Origin of the sequence: Methyloversatilis sp. (assembly GCF_051861465.1) — a bacterium.
In the GTDB taxonomy this organism is placed as follows: Bacteria; Pseudomonadota; Gammaproteobacteria; order Burkholderiales; family Rhodocyclaceae; genus Methyloversatilis.
Map to the genome: position 1 here is coordinate 227,116 of NZ_JBHYCQ010000002.1, position 17,140 is coordinate 244,255.

Annotated in this window: 13 protein-coding genes; 2 read left to right on the forward strand and 11 right to left on the reverse strand. The window is 64.7% G+C overall.

Annotation, left to right across the window (positions count from 1 at the left end):
- Window positions 1-60: 60 nt before the first annotated feature.
- Both ACTIFF_RS03450 and ACTIFF_RS03455 read left to right on the forward strand, forming a co-directional pair.
- Window positions 61-2,205, forward strand: a complete 2,145-nt coding sequence (locus ACTIFF_RS03450) for a carboxy terminal-processing peptidase (RefSeq protein WP_439535558.1) — start codon at window positions 61-63, stop codon at window positions 2,203-2,205.
- Window positions 2,206-2,259: 54 nt separating this feature from the next.
- Entirely contained in the window at window positions 2,260-2,811 is a 552-nt protein-coding gene (locus tag ACTIFF_RS03455) for an RBBP9/YdeN family alpha/beta hydrolase (protein WP_439535559.1), read from the forward strand.
- Window positions 2,812-2,923: 112 nt separating this feature from the next.
- Here ACTIFF_RS03455 and grxD read toward each other — a convergent pair whose 3' ends face one another.
- The 11 genes from grxD to prsK form a co-directional block, all read right to left on the reverse strand.
- The gene (gene grxD, locus ACTIFF_RS03460) at window positions 2,924-3,235 is read right to left on the reverse strand and encodes a Grx4 family monothiol glutaredoxin (RefSeq protein ID WP_439535560.1); all 312 of its coding nucleotides are present in this window, start codon (window positions 3,233-3,235) and stop codon (window positions 2,924-2,926) included.
- Between the two features lie 106 nt (window positions 3,236-3,341).
- A complete protein-coding gene (gene prmC / locus ACTIFF_RS03465; protein ID WP_439535561.1) occupies window positions 3,342-4,157 on the reverse strand; it encodes a peptide chain release factor N(5)-glutamine methyltransferase in 816 nt (271 codons plus the stop codon).
- Between the two features lie 38 nt (window positions 4,158-4,195).
- Window positions 4,196-5,281, reverse strand: a complete 1,086-nt coding sequence (gene prfA, locus ACTIFF_RS03470) for a peptide chain release factor 1 (protein ID WP_439535562.1) — start codon at window positions 5,279-5,281, stop codon at window positions 4,196-4,198.
- 64 nt (window positions 5,282-5,345) lie between these two features.
- Window positions 5,346-6,617, reverse strand: a complete 1,272-nt coding sequence (hemA, locus tag ACTIFF_RS03475; protein ID WP_439535563.1) for a glutamyl-tRNA reductase — start codon at window positions 6,615-6,617, stop codon at window positions 5,346-5,348.
- A 145-nt stretch (window positions 6,618-6,762) separates the two neighbouring features.
- Entirely contained in the window at window positions 6,763-7,524 is a 762-nt protein-coding gene (locus ACTIFF_RS03480; protein ID WP_439535564.1) for a S1 family peptidase, read from the reverse strand.
- Window positions 7,517-8,413 carry a lytic transglycosylase domain-containing protein gene (locus ACTIFF_RS03485; protein ID WP_439535565.1) on the reverse strand — a complete coding sequence of 299 codons (897 nt, stop codon included), beginning with the start codon at window positions 8,411-8,413 and terminating at the stop codon, window positions 7,517-7,519. The genes ACTIFF_RS03480 and ACTIFF_RS03485 overlap by 8 nt, the downstream gene beginning before the upstream one ends.
- A 2-nt stretch (window positions 8,414-8,415) precedes the next feature.
- A complete protein-coding gene (locus ACTIFF_RS03490) occupies window positions 8,416-9,471 on the reverse strand; it encodes an SDR family oxidoreductase (protein WP_439535566.1) in 1,056 nt (351 codons plus the stop codon).
- A 7-nt stretch (window positions 9,472-9,478) separates the two neighbouring features.
- Window positions 9,479-10,759 carry a nucleotide sugar dehydrogenase gene (locus tag ACTIFF_RS03495; RefSeq protein WP_439535567.1) on the reverse strand — a complete coding sequence of 427 codons (1,281 nt, stop codon included), beginning with the start codon at window positions 10,757-10,759 and terminating at the stop codon, window positions 9,479-9,481.
- 22 nt (window positions 10,760-10,781) lie between these two features.
- Window positions 10,782-13,544, reverse strand: coding sequence for an XrtA/PEP-CTERM system TPR-repeat protein PrsT (gene prsT / locus ACTIFF_RS03500; protein WP_439535772.1), 2,763 nt, complete (start codon window positions 13,542-13,544; stop codon window positions 10,782-10,784).
- Between the two features lie 53 nt (window positions 13,545-13,597).
- Window positions 13,598-14,947 carry a PEP-CTERM-box response regulator transcription factor gene (gene prsR / locus ACTIFF_RS03505; protein ID WP_439535568.1) on the reverse strand — a complete coding sequence of 450 codons (1,350 nt, stop codon included), beginning with the start codon at window positions 14,945-14,947 and terminating at the stop codon, window positions 13,598-13,600.
- 11 nt (window positions 14,948-14,958) lie between these two features.
- Window positions 14,959-17,046, reverse strand: a complete 2,088-nt coding sequence (gene prsK, locus ACTIFF_RS03510) for an XrtA/PEP-CTERM system histidine kinase PrsK (RefSeq protein WP_439535569.1) — start codon at window positions 17,044-17,046, stop codon at window positions 14,959-14,961.
- Window positions 17,047-17,140: the final 94 nt, after the last annotated feature.

Sequence of the window (17,140 nt, forward strand, 5' to 3'; positions counted from 1 at the left end):
ACAGCGGTCTGTGGAAGACGTCTGCAGACATTGTTCGACCATCGCCCCGGAGTACCCCTGATGAAACTGAAAGCCTTCTGGATCGCATTTGTACTGGCCACCTCGGCACAGGCTGCCACCACCGCCACCATGGCGCCGCCGCTGCGGCCGGTCGAAGCACATGCGCTGGCGGCGCAGGCCAGCGCAGAGTTGCTGTCGCGCTTTCATTATCAGAACGTGCCGCTCGATGACGCAATGTCGATCCGGATTTTCGACCGCTACCTGAAGACGCTCGACCCGGAGCGCATTTACTTCCTGCAGTCCGACATCGACACCTTCGGCGCGGTGCGCACCCTGCTCGACGACGCCATCCTGCAGCAGAAGCTGGATGCGCCGTTTGCGATCTTCACCCGCTACACGCAACGGGTGCGCGAACGCATGGCCGGTGCGCGCGAGCTGCTGGCGACCGGCTTCGACTTCAACAAGCCGGACAGCTATCGCTATGTGCGCACGGATGTGCCCTGGGCCAGCTCGGAGGCGGAATTGAAGGAAATCTGGCGCAAGCGGGTGAAGAACGACTGGCTGCGCCTGAAGCTGGCCGGCAAGGACGACGCGGCGATCCGCGATACGCTGACCAAGCGTTACGAACTGGCCATGTCGCACACGGCGCGCTCGAAGAGCGACGACGTATTCCAGCTGTTCATGAACGCCTACGCTGAATCGATCGAGCCGCACACCAGTTACCTCGGCCCGCGTGCGTCGGCCGACTTCGCCATCACGATGAAGCTGTCGCTGGTCGGCATCGGCGCCGTGTTGCAGGAACGCGATGAGTACGTGACCATCCGCGAACTGGTGCCCGGCGGCCCGGCGGCCCGCTCGGAACAGCTTGCGATCGGAGACCGCATCGCCGGCGTGGCCAAGGACGAAAACGCCCCGATGGCCGATGTGCTCGGCTGGCGGGTGGATGATGTCGTGCAGCTGATCCGCGGCACCAAGGACACCAAGGTCATTCTGGATGTGCTGCCGGCAGATGCCGGCCCGGACGGCAAGCACAAGCGGATCACGCTGGTGCGCGACACCATCAAGCTGGAAAAGCAGGCGGCTGCCAAATCGGTGATCGAAGTGGGTGGCGACGCAAAGCAAAAGGTCGGCGTGATCACGCTGCCGACGTTCTATCAGGACGTCGACGCCCGGCACAAGAACGACGAGAACTTCCGCAGCGCAAGCCGCGATGTGGAAAAGCTGCTGGCCGAACTGAAGGCGGAGAAAGTCGGCGCGGTGCTGATCGACCTGCGCAACAACGGCGGTGGCTCGCTCGACGAAGCGGTACGCCTGACCGGTCTGTTCATCGATCGTGGCCCGGTGGTGCAGCAGCGCAATCCGAAGGGGCAGATCCGCATCGAGCAGGACCGTGACCCGGGTGTGGCCTGGGACGGTCCGGTCGGCGTGCTGATCAACCGCGCATCGGCGTCGGCGTCGGAAATCTTCGCCTCGGCAATCCAGGACTACGGTCGCGGCATCGTCATCGGCGAGCAGAGCTTCGGCAAGGGCACGGTGCAGACCCTTCTGGACATGGATGAAATGGCGAAGAGCGAAAAGCCGACCTATGGCGAACTGAAGCTGACCGTCGCCCAGTTCTTCCGCGTATCGGGCGGCACGACGCAATTGCGCGGCGTGACGCCGGACATCCCGCTCGCGTCGTTTGCCGACCGCGAACGCTTCGGCGAATCGAGCTACGACAACGCGCTGCCGTGGACGCAGATCGAACCGGCCGACTTCAAGCCGGTGGGCAGCACGCGCGAACTGCTGCCGGCGCTGACCACCCGGCACAGCGCCCGGGTGGCGAATGACGCCGGCTACCGCGAGTTGCTGGAAGACATCGCCGAAGTCGAAGCCATTCGCAAGCGCACCGAAATTTCGCTCAACGAGAAGGAGCGGCGCAAGGAACGCGAAGCGCAGGAAGCCCGGCTGAAGGCGCGTTCGCAGACCAAGGGTGTCGGCGATGCCGACACCGACGGCCCGGCACTGCCGCGCGACGACGGACTGCAGGCCGGCGAGCGCAGCCTGAGCGCAGAACTGGCCGCCGAAAAGTCACGCAAGGCGGCGCGCGACGTGTTGCTCGACGAGGCGGCGCACATCATGGGCGACATGGTGAGCCTGACGAAATCGGGCACGGAACTGGCCCGCAACGGCAAGGCCACCGCGGGCGTGGCGCCCGGGCAGTGACAGGGCAGGACCGGCCCGGTTCGCGATCCGCTTGTTACAGCGAGGAAGATGGAAATGAGTGCGATGGCGGATCCGGTGCTTGTGGTGCCGGGACTCAACGGCAGCGGGCCGGCTCACTGGCAGAGCTGGATCGAAGCGCTGATCGGCGCGCAGCGCGTCGAGCAGGATGACTGGACCCGACCTGACATAGACCTCTGGTCAGCGCGGGTGGAACAGGCCATCGTTGCGCAGGCGAGACCGGTGTGGCTGGTGGCGCACAGTTTCGGTTGCCTGGCGTCGATGGTCGCCGCCAGCCGGCAGGCTGATCGGATTGCGGGCGCCCTGCTGGTTGCACCGGCGAGTCCTGACAAGTTCGGCATCACGGCGCGCATTCCCGACACGCCATTTCCGTTCCCGACGGTTCTGGCCGCGAGCCGGAATGACCCGTGGATGACGTTCATGTCGGCCATGCACTGGGCCGACAGATGGGGGGCGCGTCTCGTCGACCTCGGCGAGGCGGGGCACGTCAATACCGAATCCGGCCATGGCCCATGGCCGGCCGGACTCGAACTTTTTAGCCAGCTTCAGGCGAGTGCACCCGTCATGACCGGGGCGCTGCGGGACTGACGTTCCGCAGCAGGTTCGCCTCAGGTGCCGCCAGATGCCAGCCGGTGCCCAAAGGAGCCCCGAGCTGCCATCAGCGAGCTTCTCGCAGGCCGCTTTCGCCGGATACCTTCCGTCAGATCCCTTCCAATTCCTTCTGCAGTTCGCCGGACTGGAACATTTCCTTGACGATGTCGCAGCCGCCGATGAATTCGCCGCGCACATAGAGCTGCGGAATGGTCGGCCAGTTCGCGTATTCCTTGATGCCCTGACGGATGTCCGCATCTTCCAGCACGTTGATCGTGTGCAGGTTCTGCACGCCGACATGCTTCAGTATCTGGATCACGGTGGCCGAAAACCCGCATTGCGGAAACTGCGGCGTGCCCTTCATGAACAGCACCACCGGGTGGCTGGTGACGGTTTCCTTGATCTGTTCCTGGATGCTCATGGTGTTTCCCTTTCAATGTTTCAAGTCAACAGCCCTGTTGCGCATGACGCAAACAGGGCGAAATGAATCCGGATGAAGCGACACATTCATCCGCCTGCGTGAATCATCAGCCCACCACCCCGCCGGTGACACGTTCGATTCCGGCAAGGTCACGCCAGGAGCTTACATCGGTCAGCCCGGCGCAGCGCATCAGCGCACGCACGGCCGGCGCCTGATCATGACCATGCTCGCACAGCAGCCAGCCCCCGCGCGCGATACTTTCCGGCGCGCTGCCGCACAGGCGGCGCAAATCATCCAGCCCGTCAGCCCCGCCGATAAGCGCCGATTCGGGTTCGAAGCGCAGATCGCCCTGCGCCAGGTGTTCGTCGCCGGCCCTGATGTACGGCGGATTCGACACGATGCAGTCGAATTCGTGCCCGGCCATGCCTTCGAGCCAGTTCGAGGCGATGAAGCCGATTTCAAGGCCCAGTCGCTGCGCGTTGCCGCGCGCAATCTGCAGCGCGATGTCGGACCGGTCGAGCGCCGTCACCTGCGCCTGCGGGCAACTCGCCTTGATGGCCAGCGCGATCGCGCCCGAGCCGGTGCCGGCGTCGAGCACACGGGGCGCATCCAGATCGCGAATGCGCGCCAGCGCCAGTTCAACCAGCAATTCGGTGTCCGGACGCGGAATCAGCACGCCCGGCGCAACCGCGAGGTCGAGCCCGAAGAACTCGCGGCGACCGACCAGATAGGCCACCGGTTCGCCCGCTGCACGCCGTTCGAGCAGCGCAACGAGCGCGACGAGCGACGGTTCCGCCAGCCTCTCGCAGCCGCGCGCGATCAGCCCGGCGCGGTCGCAGCCCAGTGCGTGCGCAGCGAGCACCTGCGCATCCCGCCCGTCGATGCGGGTACGGGCGCTGCGCAACCAGTCGTCGAGCGTCATCGGAACCCGTTACCCGGCACGACGCGGAGAAAGAGCCTTCAAGCGCCTTCCTCCGCCAGTTGCGCAAGCTGTTCGGCCTGGTGCTCGTGCGCCAGGGCGTCGAGCAGTTCGGTCAGGTCGCCGTCCATGATGGCGTCGATCTTGTACAGCGTCAGGTTGATACGGTGGTCCGTGATGCGGCCCTGCGGAAAGTTGTAGGTGCGGATGCGCTCCGACCGGTCACCGCTGCCGACCAGGCTCTTGCGCGTCGAGGCGATCTGGCTGTCGCGTGCGCGCACCTGCGCGTCGCGGATGCGCGCGGCGAGCACGGCCATCGCCTGCGCCTTGTTGCGGTGCTGGCTGCGGTCGTCCTGACATTCGACGACGATGCCGGTCGGCACGTGGGTGATGCGGACCGCCGAATCGGTCTTGTTGATGTGCTGACCGCCGGCACCCGACGCGCGGAAGGTGTCGATGCGCAGATCGGCCGGGTTGATGTCGATCTCCGCCACTTGATCCACCTCGGCCATCACGGCCACCGTGCATGCGGAGGTGTGGATGCGCCCCTGCGTTTCGGTGACCGGTACGCGCTGCACCCGGTGACCGCCCGATTCGAACTTGAGCCGCGAATAGACGCCCTCGCCGGCCACGCGCGCGATGATTTCGCGGTAACCGCCGAGGTCGGATTCGCTCGCCGACACGATCTCCACCTTCCAGCGGCAGCGCTCGGCGTGGCGCGAGTACATGCGGAACAGGTCGGCCGCGAACAGCGCCGATTCGTCGCCGCCGGTGCCGGCGCGAATTTCCAGAAACACGTTGCGGCCGTCGTCCGGATCCTTCGGCAGCAGGGCGCGCTGCAGATCGGCTTCTAGCCGTGCCATGTCGCTGACCGACTGATCGATTTCCGACTGGGCCAGTTCCTTCATGTCGGGGTCGGCCAGCAGCCCGCGCGCCGCTTCGCCGTCGTCGCGCGCCTTGCACCAGGCCTGGTACAGCGCAATCACCGGCGTCAGTTCCGAATGTTCGCAGGTGAAGCGGCGGTAGCGGTCGATGTCCGACGTCACGTCAGGATCGGACAGCGCGGCGTCGAGGTCGGCCAGACGTTGCGACAGATGTTCGAGCTTGTCGGCGATGCGCGGTTTCATGCGGGACGATCGGAGAAGGATGGAGACGCCGGAGAGACCCCGGGAGCAGGACGGACGGGCGGCGCTAGCCTTCGCGGTCGTGCAGCGGGTACAGGCGTTGCACCAGATCCTCGATCTGGCCGCGTGCTTCCGAAGGGGCTTCGTTGAGCAGGCGGGTCGGGCCGTGCATCAACTTGTTGGTCAGGTTGCGCGACAGCGTGTCGAGCACGCGGTCCGGCGCCTCGCCGCGCGTCAGGGCACGCAGTGCGCGCTCGAGTTCCATCGTGCGCATGTCTTCGGCGTGACCGCGCAGCGCACGGATGGCCGGCACCGCTTCACGTGCCTGCACCCACTGCAGGAAGTTGGCGACCCGCGCATCGATGATGCCCTGCGCCTCGACCACGGCCGCCTGTCGCGACTCCAGACCGGAATCGACGATCTGGGCAAGATCATCGACCGTGTAGAGGAACACGTCGTTGAGCTTGCCGACCTCGCCTTCGATGTCGCGCGGCACGGCCAGGTCGACCATGACGATGGGACGGTACTTGCGCGCCTTCAGCGCGCGTTCCACCAGACCAAGACCGATGATGGGCAGCGGACTGGCCGTACAGGACAACACAACGTCGAATTCGGACAACCGTTCACCGATCTCGTCGAGCTTCACCGCCGCCACCTTCAGATCGGCCCGGGTGAAGCGCTGCGCCAGTGCCTGCGCGCGCTCGATCGTGCGGTTGGCGATCACCATGCTGCGCGGCGTACAGCCTGCGAAATGGGCGGCACACAGTTCCATCATTTCGCCGGCGCCGATGCACAGCACGCGCTGCGTCGACAGGCTGCCGAAAATGCGTTCCGACAGGTGCACGGCCGCCGCCGCCATCGACACGATGTTGGCACCGATCGCGGTCGTCGAGCGCACTTCCTTGGCCACTGCAAAGCTGCGCTGGAACAGCTTGTGCAGCAGCGCACCCAGGGTGCCGGCATCTTCGGCGACGCGCACCGCCTGCTTCATCTGGCCAAGAATCTGCGGCTCGCCGAGCACCATGGAGTCGAGGCCGCTCGCCACGCGGAAGGCATGGCGGACCGCCTGGTGCTGCTCCAGCCTGTATACATAGGGTGCGATGTCGGATGGCGCGATGCGGTGGTATTCCGCCATCCAGTCCAGCGCGCTGTCGGGGTCGTTGGTCGCGCAGTACAGCTCGGTGCGATTGCAGGTCGACAGGATGGCTGCTTCCTGCACCGGGCGGCCGCGGGTCAGTTCGCCCAGCGCGTCGGGCAGCGCTTCCGGCAGGAAGGTCATGCGCTCGCGCACCGCAAGTGGAGCAGTGTGGTGATTGAGACCAAGCGCGAACAAGGACATGTACGGGGAGCGACGCCTGCGTGATTGCCGACGGGTCGGGACGACACCGTCAAGCGCGCAGATTATAACAGCGGCCGTCGCCGCACCAGACCGGCCGCTGCGCAGGGTCGCATCGCGCGCGGCTCGCGTTTGACGTCAGCAGACCCTAACGCTGCACGGCAAGCATCGCGGCAAGGTGCGACGCCGGGATGGCGTAGGTGATTCCGCTCGGCTGCGCCAGCACGCTTTCCTTGCCGGCCTTGACCAGCACCATGTTGATGATGCCGATCACCTCGCCGGTGTCCGGGTCGAATACCGGGCTGCCGCTGTTGCCCGGGTAGGCGGTGGCATCGAGCTGAAACACCGGAAAGCTGCCGCGCGCCAGCCGGTTGCGGTTGGGCGCGTTCAGCTGGCTCACGTTGTCGACCGGAATCACGATGGGGGTGATGGCCGACACGATGCCGCGATGGGTGACCGGGGTGAAGCCCAGCACGCTGCCGATGGGGAAACCGGTGAAGGCGATCGACTGGCCTTCGGCCACGCGCGACGAGTCACCCAGCGCAAGCGCCGGCAGCGGTGCGCCCTGTATCTGCAGCAGTGCCAGGTCATGTTCGGGGCTGGATGCCAGGATGCGCGCTTCGCGTATCTGAGGTTTGCCATCGACCTGCGCCAGCACCGAAAGGATTTCGAATTTTTCGTCGTCCAGCTTCACGCTCGCCACGTGCGCATTGGTGGCGATCAGCGTCCCATTGCCCACGACGAAACCCGTGCCCTTCAACTCGAAGGCCGGTGCGCGCGAGCGCATCAGCGTGCCGACCACGACGATGGAGGGCTTGATGCGGACGATGGCCTCGCGCAGTGCGGCGTGCGCCAGCAGCGGCGCCGACAGCAGCGCCGCGCAGGCGAGACGGCGCCCGGCGTCAGCCACGGCGCGACACGATCTTCGGCAGCACCGGCGAGGGCGTGGTGACGCGATGATCGTAGGGATGGTCCGGCTTGTTGAACAGGCTGCGAATGCGCTTCACGTATTCGCGGGTTTCGCGGTAAGGCGGTACGCCCTTGTAACGATCAACCGCGCCCTCGCCCGCGTTGTAGCCGGCGGTCGCCAGTTCGACATCACCCTCGAAATAGGCCAGCAGCCAGCGCAGATAGGCCAGACCCCCACGGATGTTCTGCACCGGATCATAGGCGTCGCGCACATTGAAACGCTGCGCGGTTTCGGGAATCAGCTGCATCAGGCCCTGCGCGTTCTTCGGCGATTTCGCCTTCGGGTTGAAATTCGATTCGGTGCCGATGACCGCCAGCACCAGATGCGGATCGATGTCGAACGTCGGTGCCAGCTCGCGCACGATTTCGATCACCTTGCGCCGGTCCGGCGTGGTGCCGAAGGCGGCTTCAAGATCAGGGGCGATGCCTGCGATCGCCACCGGCTCGGGTTCCGGCGGGTCGCGCATGCAGTCCGGCAGCTCGCGCGTCGGCTCACCGGTGAAACGCAGCATGCGCTGCGCGTGCTCGTGGCCCTGCCGCGCGGCCAGGTCGAAGAAGGTGGCGGCCAGCGCATCGTCGCGCTCGACCCCACGACCGTTGGCATACATCCAGGCCAGATTGAACTGCGCTTCGGCTTCGCCGAGCTTGGACGCCTGGCAGTACAGCGCCGCCGCGCGCGCCGGGTCACGGCTGACGCCTTCGCCGTGTTCGAACAGACGCGCTTCGGCGAGCAGCGAGCGGGCGGCCGCCTCCGGTTCGATCGCGAACGCAGGCGCCGCGGCGCACAACGCGATGGCAAACCGAACACTGCGAGGCAGCCAGGTACGCATGATCAGGCCGCCGCAACGGGCGCAAAGCGCGCGATGTACCAGTCCATCGCTTCCGCGAGACCGCGACTGACGTCGTGACTGGGCACATAGCCCAGGAGGGTCTGCGCGCGGCCGATGTCGGCGAGCGAATGCCGTACGTCGCCGGCCCGGAAGTCCTGGTGCTGTGCCTGCGCCCTTGCGATGTCCGGAAAGCGCACGACGAGTTCGGCGCGCATGGCGTCGAACAGCTGGTTCAGCGTGGTCTGGCGGTGCGCCGCCACGTTGTAGACGGTGTTGACCGCGTCGGCGCGCGTCGTCAGCGCGGCGAGCAGGTTGGCCTGCACCGTGTTGTCGATGTAACAGAAGTCGCGACTGGTTTCGCCGTCGCCATTGATGCGCACGGTGTCACCCAGCAACAGCGCACGTGCCCATTTCGGGATCACCGCCGCGTAGGCACCTTCAGGGTCCTGGCGCGCACCGAACACGTTGAAATAGCGCAGGCCGACGCACTGCAGGCCGTAGCAGCGGCCGAACACGTCGGCGTACAGCTCGTTGACGTACTTGGTGACGGCATACGGGGACAGCGGCCGGCCGATGACGTCCTCCACCTTCGGCAACGTCGGCGAATCGCCGTAGGTGGAACTGGACGCCGCATAGACAAAGCGTGACACGCCGGCATCGCGCGCCGCCACCAGCATGTTCAGGAAGCCATTGACATTCGAATCGTGCGTCGCCAGCGGATCGGCCAGCGATCGCGGCACCGAACCGAGCGCGGCCTGATGCAGCACGACATCGACACCGGCACAGACCGACGCGCACGTGGCGAGATCACGGATGTCGCCGCGCACGAACTCGAGCCGGGCACGCTGCGCAGCAGACATGCCCGCCACCACTTCGTCGAGGTTGCGCTGGTGACCGGTCGAGAAGTTGTCGAGCGCAACCACCTGCTGATCGGCCTGCAGCAGTACTTCGACCAGATGCGAACCGATGAAGCCGGCGGCGCCGGTCACCAGCCAGCGGCGCGGCTGCGCCGCCAGCGCTGCGACAACGCCTGCCGGGAGTGCGGACAACTGCGTCACGCCGGACTCACAGACGCCATACCGCGACGCCCTGCGCACGCAGCGCCTCGGCATCGAACTGGCACTTGATGTCCGCAACGATGCCGCCCGGCTTCAGCTTGGACACGAAATCGCTCAGCGGGCGGGCCGCAAATTCCTTGTGCGACACGGCGGCCACGATGGCCTCGACCTTCGGCAGATCGTCCCACGACTTCAGCGACACGCCATACTCGTGTTCGGCTTCCGTCGTTTCTGCGACCGGATCGTGCACGAGCACTTCGATGCCATAGGTCTCGAGTTCGCGGATCACGTCGATCACGCGCGAATTGCGCAGGTCGGGACAGTTCTCCTTGAAGGTCAGGCCGAGCACCAGCGCCTTGGCGCCCTTGACCGACGCACCGCTGCGGATGAGCTGCTTGACCGTCTGTTCGGCGACATATTTGCCCATGCCGTCATTGATGCGACGGCCGGCCAGGATGACCTGCGGGTGATAGCCCAGCATGTCGGCCTTGTGCGTCAGGTAGTACGGATCGACGCCGATGCAGTGACCGCCGACCAGACCCGGACGGAAAGGCAGGAAATTCCACTTGGTTCCGGCGGCACGCAGCACCTCTTCGGTATCGATGCCCATCTTTCCGAAAATGATGGCCAGCTCGTTCACGAAGGCGATGTTGAGGTCGCGCTGCGTGTTCTCGATCACCTTGGCGGCTTCGGCCACCTTGATGCTCGACGCTTCGTACACGCCGGCGGTGATGACGCTCTTGTAGAGATCCGACACCTTGCGCAGCGTTTCCGGACAGTCGCCCGACACCACCTTGACGATCTTGGTGACCGTGCGTTCCTTGTCACCCGGGTTGATGCGCTCGGGCGAATAGCCGACATTGAAATCCTGCGGCCACTTCAAGCCGGAAAACTTCTCGATCACCGGAATGCACATTTCCTCCGTCGCACCCGGATAGACGGTCGATTCGAACACCACGGTGGCGCCGCGCTTCATATGGCGACCGCAGGTTTCCGAGGCACCGACCAGCGGCGAGAAGTCAGGCTGGTGCGCGTCATCGACCGGCGTCGGCACGGCAACGATGATGAAATCCGCATCCTTCAGTGCCGCCCCGTCGGTACTCACCGTCAGCTGCGTCGCAGCCCGCAGGTCCTCCGGGCTGACTTCGCCGGTCGGATCATAGAATTCACGGTAGGCCGCAATCTTGGCAGCCGACATGTCCACGCCGATGGTCGGCATCTTCTTCCCGAACTCGACCGCCAGCGGCAGCCCTACATAGCCCAGGCCAATCACAGCAACTTTGGTCATCGCTTCTATCCCCAATCCGCAATCAAAGGTTCTTCATCAGTTCGGACACTTCCGCCGACCGCGCAAACTTGTCGCCCAGTGCCACCAGTGGCTCAAGCTCCTTGCGTGCTTCCGATTTCCTGCCTGCCTTGACCAGCCGCTGCGCGAGATTCAGTCGCAGATCATGCGCGGCCGGTGCCCCGGCGACGGCCTGCTTCATCATCGTCAGGCCACGTTCGGTCTCACCGCTGTCGAACAGGATGGTGCCGTATGTGTCGAGCACGGCCGGGCTGTTGGGCGCCGCCGCATAGGCCCGTTCGGCGTACTCGAGCGCCTTGCTGTCATTGCGCTGCGCAGCCAGCCACGCCAGGTTGTTCAACACGACCGGATCGTTGGGCGCGCGTTTCAGCAGCGCTTCATATCGTTGCCCGGCCTCGTCGTAGCGCTTCTGGGACAGCGCGAACTCGGCGAGGTAAGCGGGCACGGCGTTGTCGTCCGGCTTTTCCTTCAGCCAGCCGTCCACGACAGCCTTCGCATCCGCAGCGCCATTGCTCGAACGGATGAGCGCGCCGTGCAGCCTTACGACGTTGCCTGCGTTGCGCTCACGGGCCAGCGCCTCGCGGTAGGGCTTGACGGCCGCATCGGCCTTGCCCGCCTTGGCGAGCACTTCGCCTTCCATCGCATATCCCAATGCCTGATCGGGGTTCTGGCGCTGGATGTCGCGCGTCACCTTGAGGGCGTCGTCGAGCGCACCTCGATCAAGGTGAATCGAGATGAGCATGTTCTGCGCGTCCCGCGACTTGGGGTCGAGTGTCAGCGCCTTGCGGACGTTCTGCAGCGCTTCCGATTCGCGCCTGGCAACCATCTGGGTTGCGGCAAGACGCAGCAGCGGCTGCGCAGTCGAAGGTGAGCGCGCAACAAGTTTCTCCCGCGTCAGGATCGCTGCGTCAGTCTCTCCGGCAAGCGCCTGGGTCGATGCAAGCAACTCAAGCACTTCCGTGTCGTCCGGCAAAGCCGCCGCCGCATCGCTTGCAGCCGCCAGCGCCTTTTTGCGTTCACCCATGGCCGACAGCAACTGGACGAGCGCCGTGCGTGGCGCAACCAGCTTGGCGTTTGCCTTCACCGCCTGCTCGAGCAGCGCCAGGGCGTCCGGCGCGCCTTCCTTGGTACGCGCTTTCAACCCGGCCAGCGCAAGCAGCGCATCCGGATGCTGTGGCGACTTTGCCAAGATGCTGCGGAAGCGGGATTCGGCCGCAGCCGCATCCTTGTCCAGCAAATCCATCCGGGCAAGGTTCGATGCGGCCGGGAAAAATGACGGCTCGATTTCAAGCGCCTTTTCGAAGCTCGCGCGGGCCTTGGGAGAATCCTTCTTCAACAGGTAGGCCGTGCCCCTCAGATTCGGCGTCATGGGGTCGCCCGGCTTTTTCCTTTCCAGTGCATCGATTGCGACGAGAGCCTTGTCTGCCTCGCGATTGCGCAGATGTGCCACGATCAGCAGCACATCGGGCCGCGTGTCATCCACCTCCAGCCGCACTGCATTTTCAAGTGCGGCGATGCCGCCCGTGCGATCACCTGCCGCCAGGCGGCTCAGGCCCAGTCTGGACTGGGACGCCGAGTCATCCGGCTTCAGGCGGGCTGATGCGGAAAAGGCCTTTTCTGCTTTTTCGGTGTCCCCAGCCGTCAGGAACACCTGACCGGCCAACGCCTGCACTTCGGCGTTCTCGGGGAGCTTCTGCAACAGCGGGTCCAGCGTCTGTTGCGCCTTGGCAACCCGCCCGGTCTGCAGATACGACCCGATCAATATCTTGCGGATGAACAGCGAATCGCCGCCTGCGGCCAGCACCTTTTCGCCATGCTGTTCGGCCTGTGCATACGACTTCAATTCGAACTCGGTCAAGGCCGCCAGTCCAAGCGCCGGAACATAGTCCGGCGCGATCGACAGCAGCTTGTTCAGCACTTGCCGTGCTTCGGGGAACTTGCGTTCCTTGACCAGCAGAAAACCTTCCAGATAAAGCGCTTCCGGCGCTTTTGGAACCGCCTTCTTCAACGCCGCGAGCTCGGCCCGCGCTTCGGCGAATTTGTCCTGATTGGCGAGTGCGTGCACCACGATGTAGCGCGCACGAACATTGTCCGGCCTGATTTCATAGACTTTTCGATAGGACGCCAGCGCCTCTTCGAACTGCCCCTTCGAGTTCTTCAACTCGGCGTCGAGGAACCAGGCATTCTCATCGGCCTGATCCGCTGCGATCACGTCGTCGAGCAACCGGCGGGCACCGTCGACGTCCTTGTTCACCGCAGCCAGTCTCGCCTTGCCCAGACTGGCGTAGACATGCTGCTTGTCAATGGCGATCGCCTGATCGAATGCCGCCGCTGCCGCCTCGTTGTTTCGGGTTGCCATGTACGCATAGCCCAGTGCCGCCTTCAGATCGGCTTCGGATTGCGGCGTGGGCATTTTCGCCGAGGCGAAATTCGAGATGACGTCGACGAAGTTGCCGTTTTCCACCATGGCACGCGCCAGGGCAGGAACGACCTCTCCCTCGTCGTGATTCAGCTCGCGCGCGCGTTGCAGTTCCTTGATCGCCGACGGCATGTCCCCCTGCTTGAAATGGACGCGCCCGAGTTCGAAGCGTGCGGCAGCGTTGCCGGCATCCTGCTGCAAGGCGTTCTTGAGCTGGATGGACGCCGTCTGATAATCATTGCGCGAGATGGCCGCGCGCGCTTCGGAAACAAGTTCTGCAGGCGGCAGATTCCTGTCACATGCAGCGAGCAGCGTGACGCAACACAAGGCCGCCGCCAGGCGGCTCATCGGAATGCGATCACGCAGTTGAAATCGATTCAAGACAGACACTCCTCGCGCATTCAGCGCAAACCGAAACGGTTCATCAGGTCATAGAGGGTCGGGCGGCTGACACCCAGCACTTCGGCCGCCTTGACCATGTTTCCATCTACCCGCGCCAGCACGCTGACGACAGCGCGTCGCTCGGCTTCCTCGCGGATCTGGCGCAGATTGAAAAATGCATCCTCCTGGTCGGCCGGCTTCAGTCCGAGATCGGCCGCCGTGATCTGGCTACCATCGGCCATGATGGTCGCCCGCTTGATGCAATTTTCGAGTTCGCGCACGTTACCGGGCCATTTGTGCGCCTCGATCGCAGCCACCGCCTCGCGCGACAGCGTCAGCGCGCTGCGCCCCTGCTCGCCGGAAAACCGCTTTGCGAAGGAATGTGCGAGCAGCGCGGCGTCGCCTTCGCGTGCGCGCAGCGGCGGAATCGTGACGACGATTTCGGCCAGGCGGTAATACAGATCTTCACGGAAACGTGCTTCACCGATCAGTGCCTGCAGATCCTGGTGCGTGGCACAGACCACGCGCACGTCAATCGGAATCTCGTCGCGACCGCCGAGGCGTTCGATGACGCGTTCCTGCAGGAAGCGCAGCAGCTTCGCCTGCAACGCGCCGGGCAGGTCGCCGATTTCGTCGAGGAACAGCGTGCCCTTGTTGGCGACCTCGATCTTGCCGGGCGTCTGCTTGGTGGCGCCGGTGAATGCACCCTTCTCGTAGCCGAACAGTTCGCTTTCGAGCAGGTTGTCGGGAATGGCCGCGCAGTTGATCGCCACGAAGCGCTCGTTCGCCCGCTCCGAGCGGTCGTGCAGCGTCTTCGCCAGCACTTCCTTGCCGGTTCCGCTTTCACCGAGCAACAGAACGGTGGCGCGCGTCGCCGATACCTTTTCGATCGTCCGCAGCACGCGCAGCATGTCCGCATCGCGCGTGATGAATCGCCCTTCGACACCCAGGTGCTGGTTGGCCAGCCGGATGTTCTCCGCCTGCAGGTCGTGCAGCCTGAATGCGCGTTCGATCAGCAGCGCGAGCATGTCGGGCTCGAACGGCTTGGCGTAGAAATCGTAGGCACCCATGCCGATCGCCCGCAGCGCGTTGGCGCGGTCGTTCTGGCCGGTCAGCACGATGACCTTGGACTGCGGCGCAAGCGCCATGATCTCGCCGAGCAGCGCCATCCCTTCGGTCACGTCGTCGGGCGCCGGCGGCAACCCGAGGTCCATCGTGATCACGGAAGGTTCGTGGCGCCTGATCTGCGCCAGCGCGGATTCGCGGTCGCTGGCCAGTACGACTTCGTAGTCGTCGAAACTCCAGCGCATCTGCTTCTGCAGCGCCGGATCGTCTTCGACGATCAACAGTGTCCGCCCCTTGTCTGCCATGTCACTCCCGGTCAAGCAACGGCTGCTTCAGCCGCCTGCAGAGGAAAAACGAGCCGGAACAGACTGCCCCGACCCGGTTCGCTGGTCACTTCTATCCGCCCGCCCAGATCGTGGACGTAGCGAAAACTTTCGTATGCGCCGATCCCCATTCCATTCGCCTTGGTCGACTGGAAGGGTTTGAACAGGCGCTCGCGCATGAACTCTTCAGTCATGCCGCAACCGGAGTCTTCGACCTCGATCACGACCCCGGCGTCGATGCGGCGCGCCCGGATACTGACTTTACCGTTTTGCGGCGTGGCATCCAGTGCATTCTGCACAAGATGCCCCACAACCCGCTCTATACGATCTTCATGGGCGCGCACCATCAGGCCGCTTTCCGCATCGAGTTCGAGTTCGCAGCCGCTGCGCGCCCGGGCACGGTGCAGTCGCTCGAGCAGAGGTGTCAGCTCGACCGGCGCGGCCTGCTCGATCGGCTGGGTGCCGGAGCGCAACTGCAGCAGCATGCCGTTCATGCGGCCGACGGCGTGTTCGATGGTGTCCATCATGTCCTGCTGGAACTCGGGGTTGTCGTGATGCTTTTTCGCGTTGCGCAGCAGCAGGGACAGCTGGGCGATGAGATTCTTCAGGTCGTGCACAACGAACGCGCTCATCTTGGAGAAGGCTTCGAACTTCTTGGCCTCGATCAGCGCTTCCATGGCCTGGGTCTGATTGAGCACGCCGGCCACCTGGCGCCCGGCCGTCTTCAACAGATCACGCACTTCCCAGTTCAGATCCAGCAGCGCACGCGGACGGCACAGGACCACGAAGCCGAGCGGCATGTCCTCGCTTCCGAGCGGGCAGATGAGCCAGACATCCGGCGTCTGCGCGACCCACTCCGGGAGCCTCAGATTGCCGTACACCCCGGGGCGCGAACGGTGCTCTTCGACGTTGATCACCCACATCTTGCCCAGCAGCAGCTGGATCAGCGGGCTGTCGGCCGACTCGCGTGCATCGATCATCGGCACGTTCAGACGTGCCGCGGGGGCGTAATGACCGGCTTCGCTGCGCAACCACAGCATGCCGCCCGGACTTTCGACCAGATCGGCCATGACGCGGATCGAGGCCTGACGGAGTGCATCGACGCTGGACGCGCTGTACAGGGTGTCGGCGAGCTTCAGCCACTCGGCCCGGTAGTCGTAGCGCAGACTGAAAAAGTGCTTGTTGATGAACACGCGCAGCCACGCCCGCACGCTGCCGGAGGCGATCGACGCAAGAAATCCGAGTGCGCCGGCTGCCAGCACAACCGTCTGCAAGGCCTGACCCCACTCGCCCCCGAAGTAGCGCACGTAGTACCCAGCCAGCGCGATGATGAGCAGCGCGCCGCCCGACATGACCAGTGCCGAGGTATGGAACACCGCTTCGCGCGACACATTCAGCCGGATCGACCACTCGCTGACGCGGGCCGACGACACCGCAAACAGCGGTATCGCGAGCGCATGCACCAGACCGCGGGCAGCCCACAGCGTCGAGTCCTGCTGCCTGAACATCAGCGATTCGGAAAAGAAATAGAGATCGAAGGTGATCGAGAACGCGAGGCCCAGCGTCATCGGCTTGATGCCCCAGCGCCACTGCTGCGGCGTGTTGCGGTAGAACTGCTCGATCATCACCGCGCCGAGCAGGCTCAGGCCGAGTCCGCATGCCATCAGCCACATCACCGATGCCACACCGGTCGGCACCAGCCACGACAGCGCAACGTAGCCCATGCCGCACGGCAACACGGAAATCAGTACGAAACGGATCAGCCAGGACGGCCGTTTGAGCAGCGTCGGCAACGGCCGGCGGCCTTCCGGATCGATGACGCAGGCCGCGAGAAAAAGCAGGAAAAGAAGCGTATGCAGCGCGTCCGCCGCATAGACGAGCGTACGCAGTACCGGATGGCCATTCAGCACGCTCAGGGCTGCAAGCGCGCACCACGCAGCACCCGACAACATGCAGACGGACAGCAGACGGGCACGCGGCGATTGACGCGCGCCCATGATCAGCTGCAGTCCGAACAAGGCGAAGCCGACCGCTGCCACGCCATAGGCGTACAGCGCGAACGTTACGGGGAAGGATTCCATCGACGGGCCGGTAGCTTGAGGGGTAACCGCCGCATTGTGCCCGCCGGCCGAGGGATCGTCACCGCAGGCGCGTCACCGGAGGCACCCTGACGCG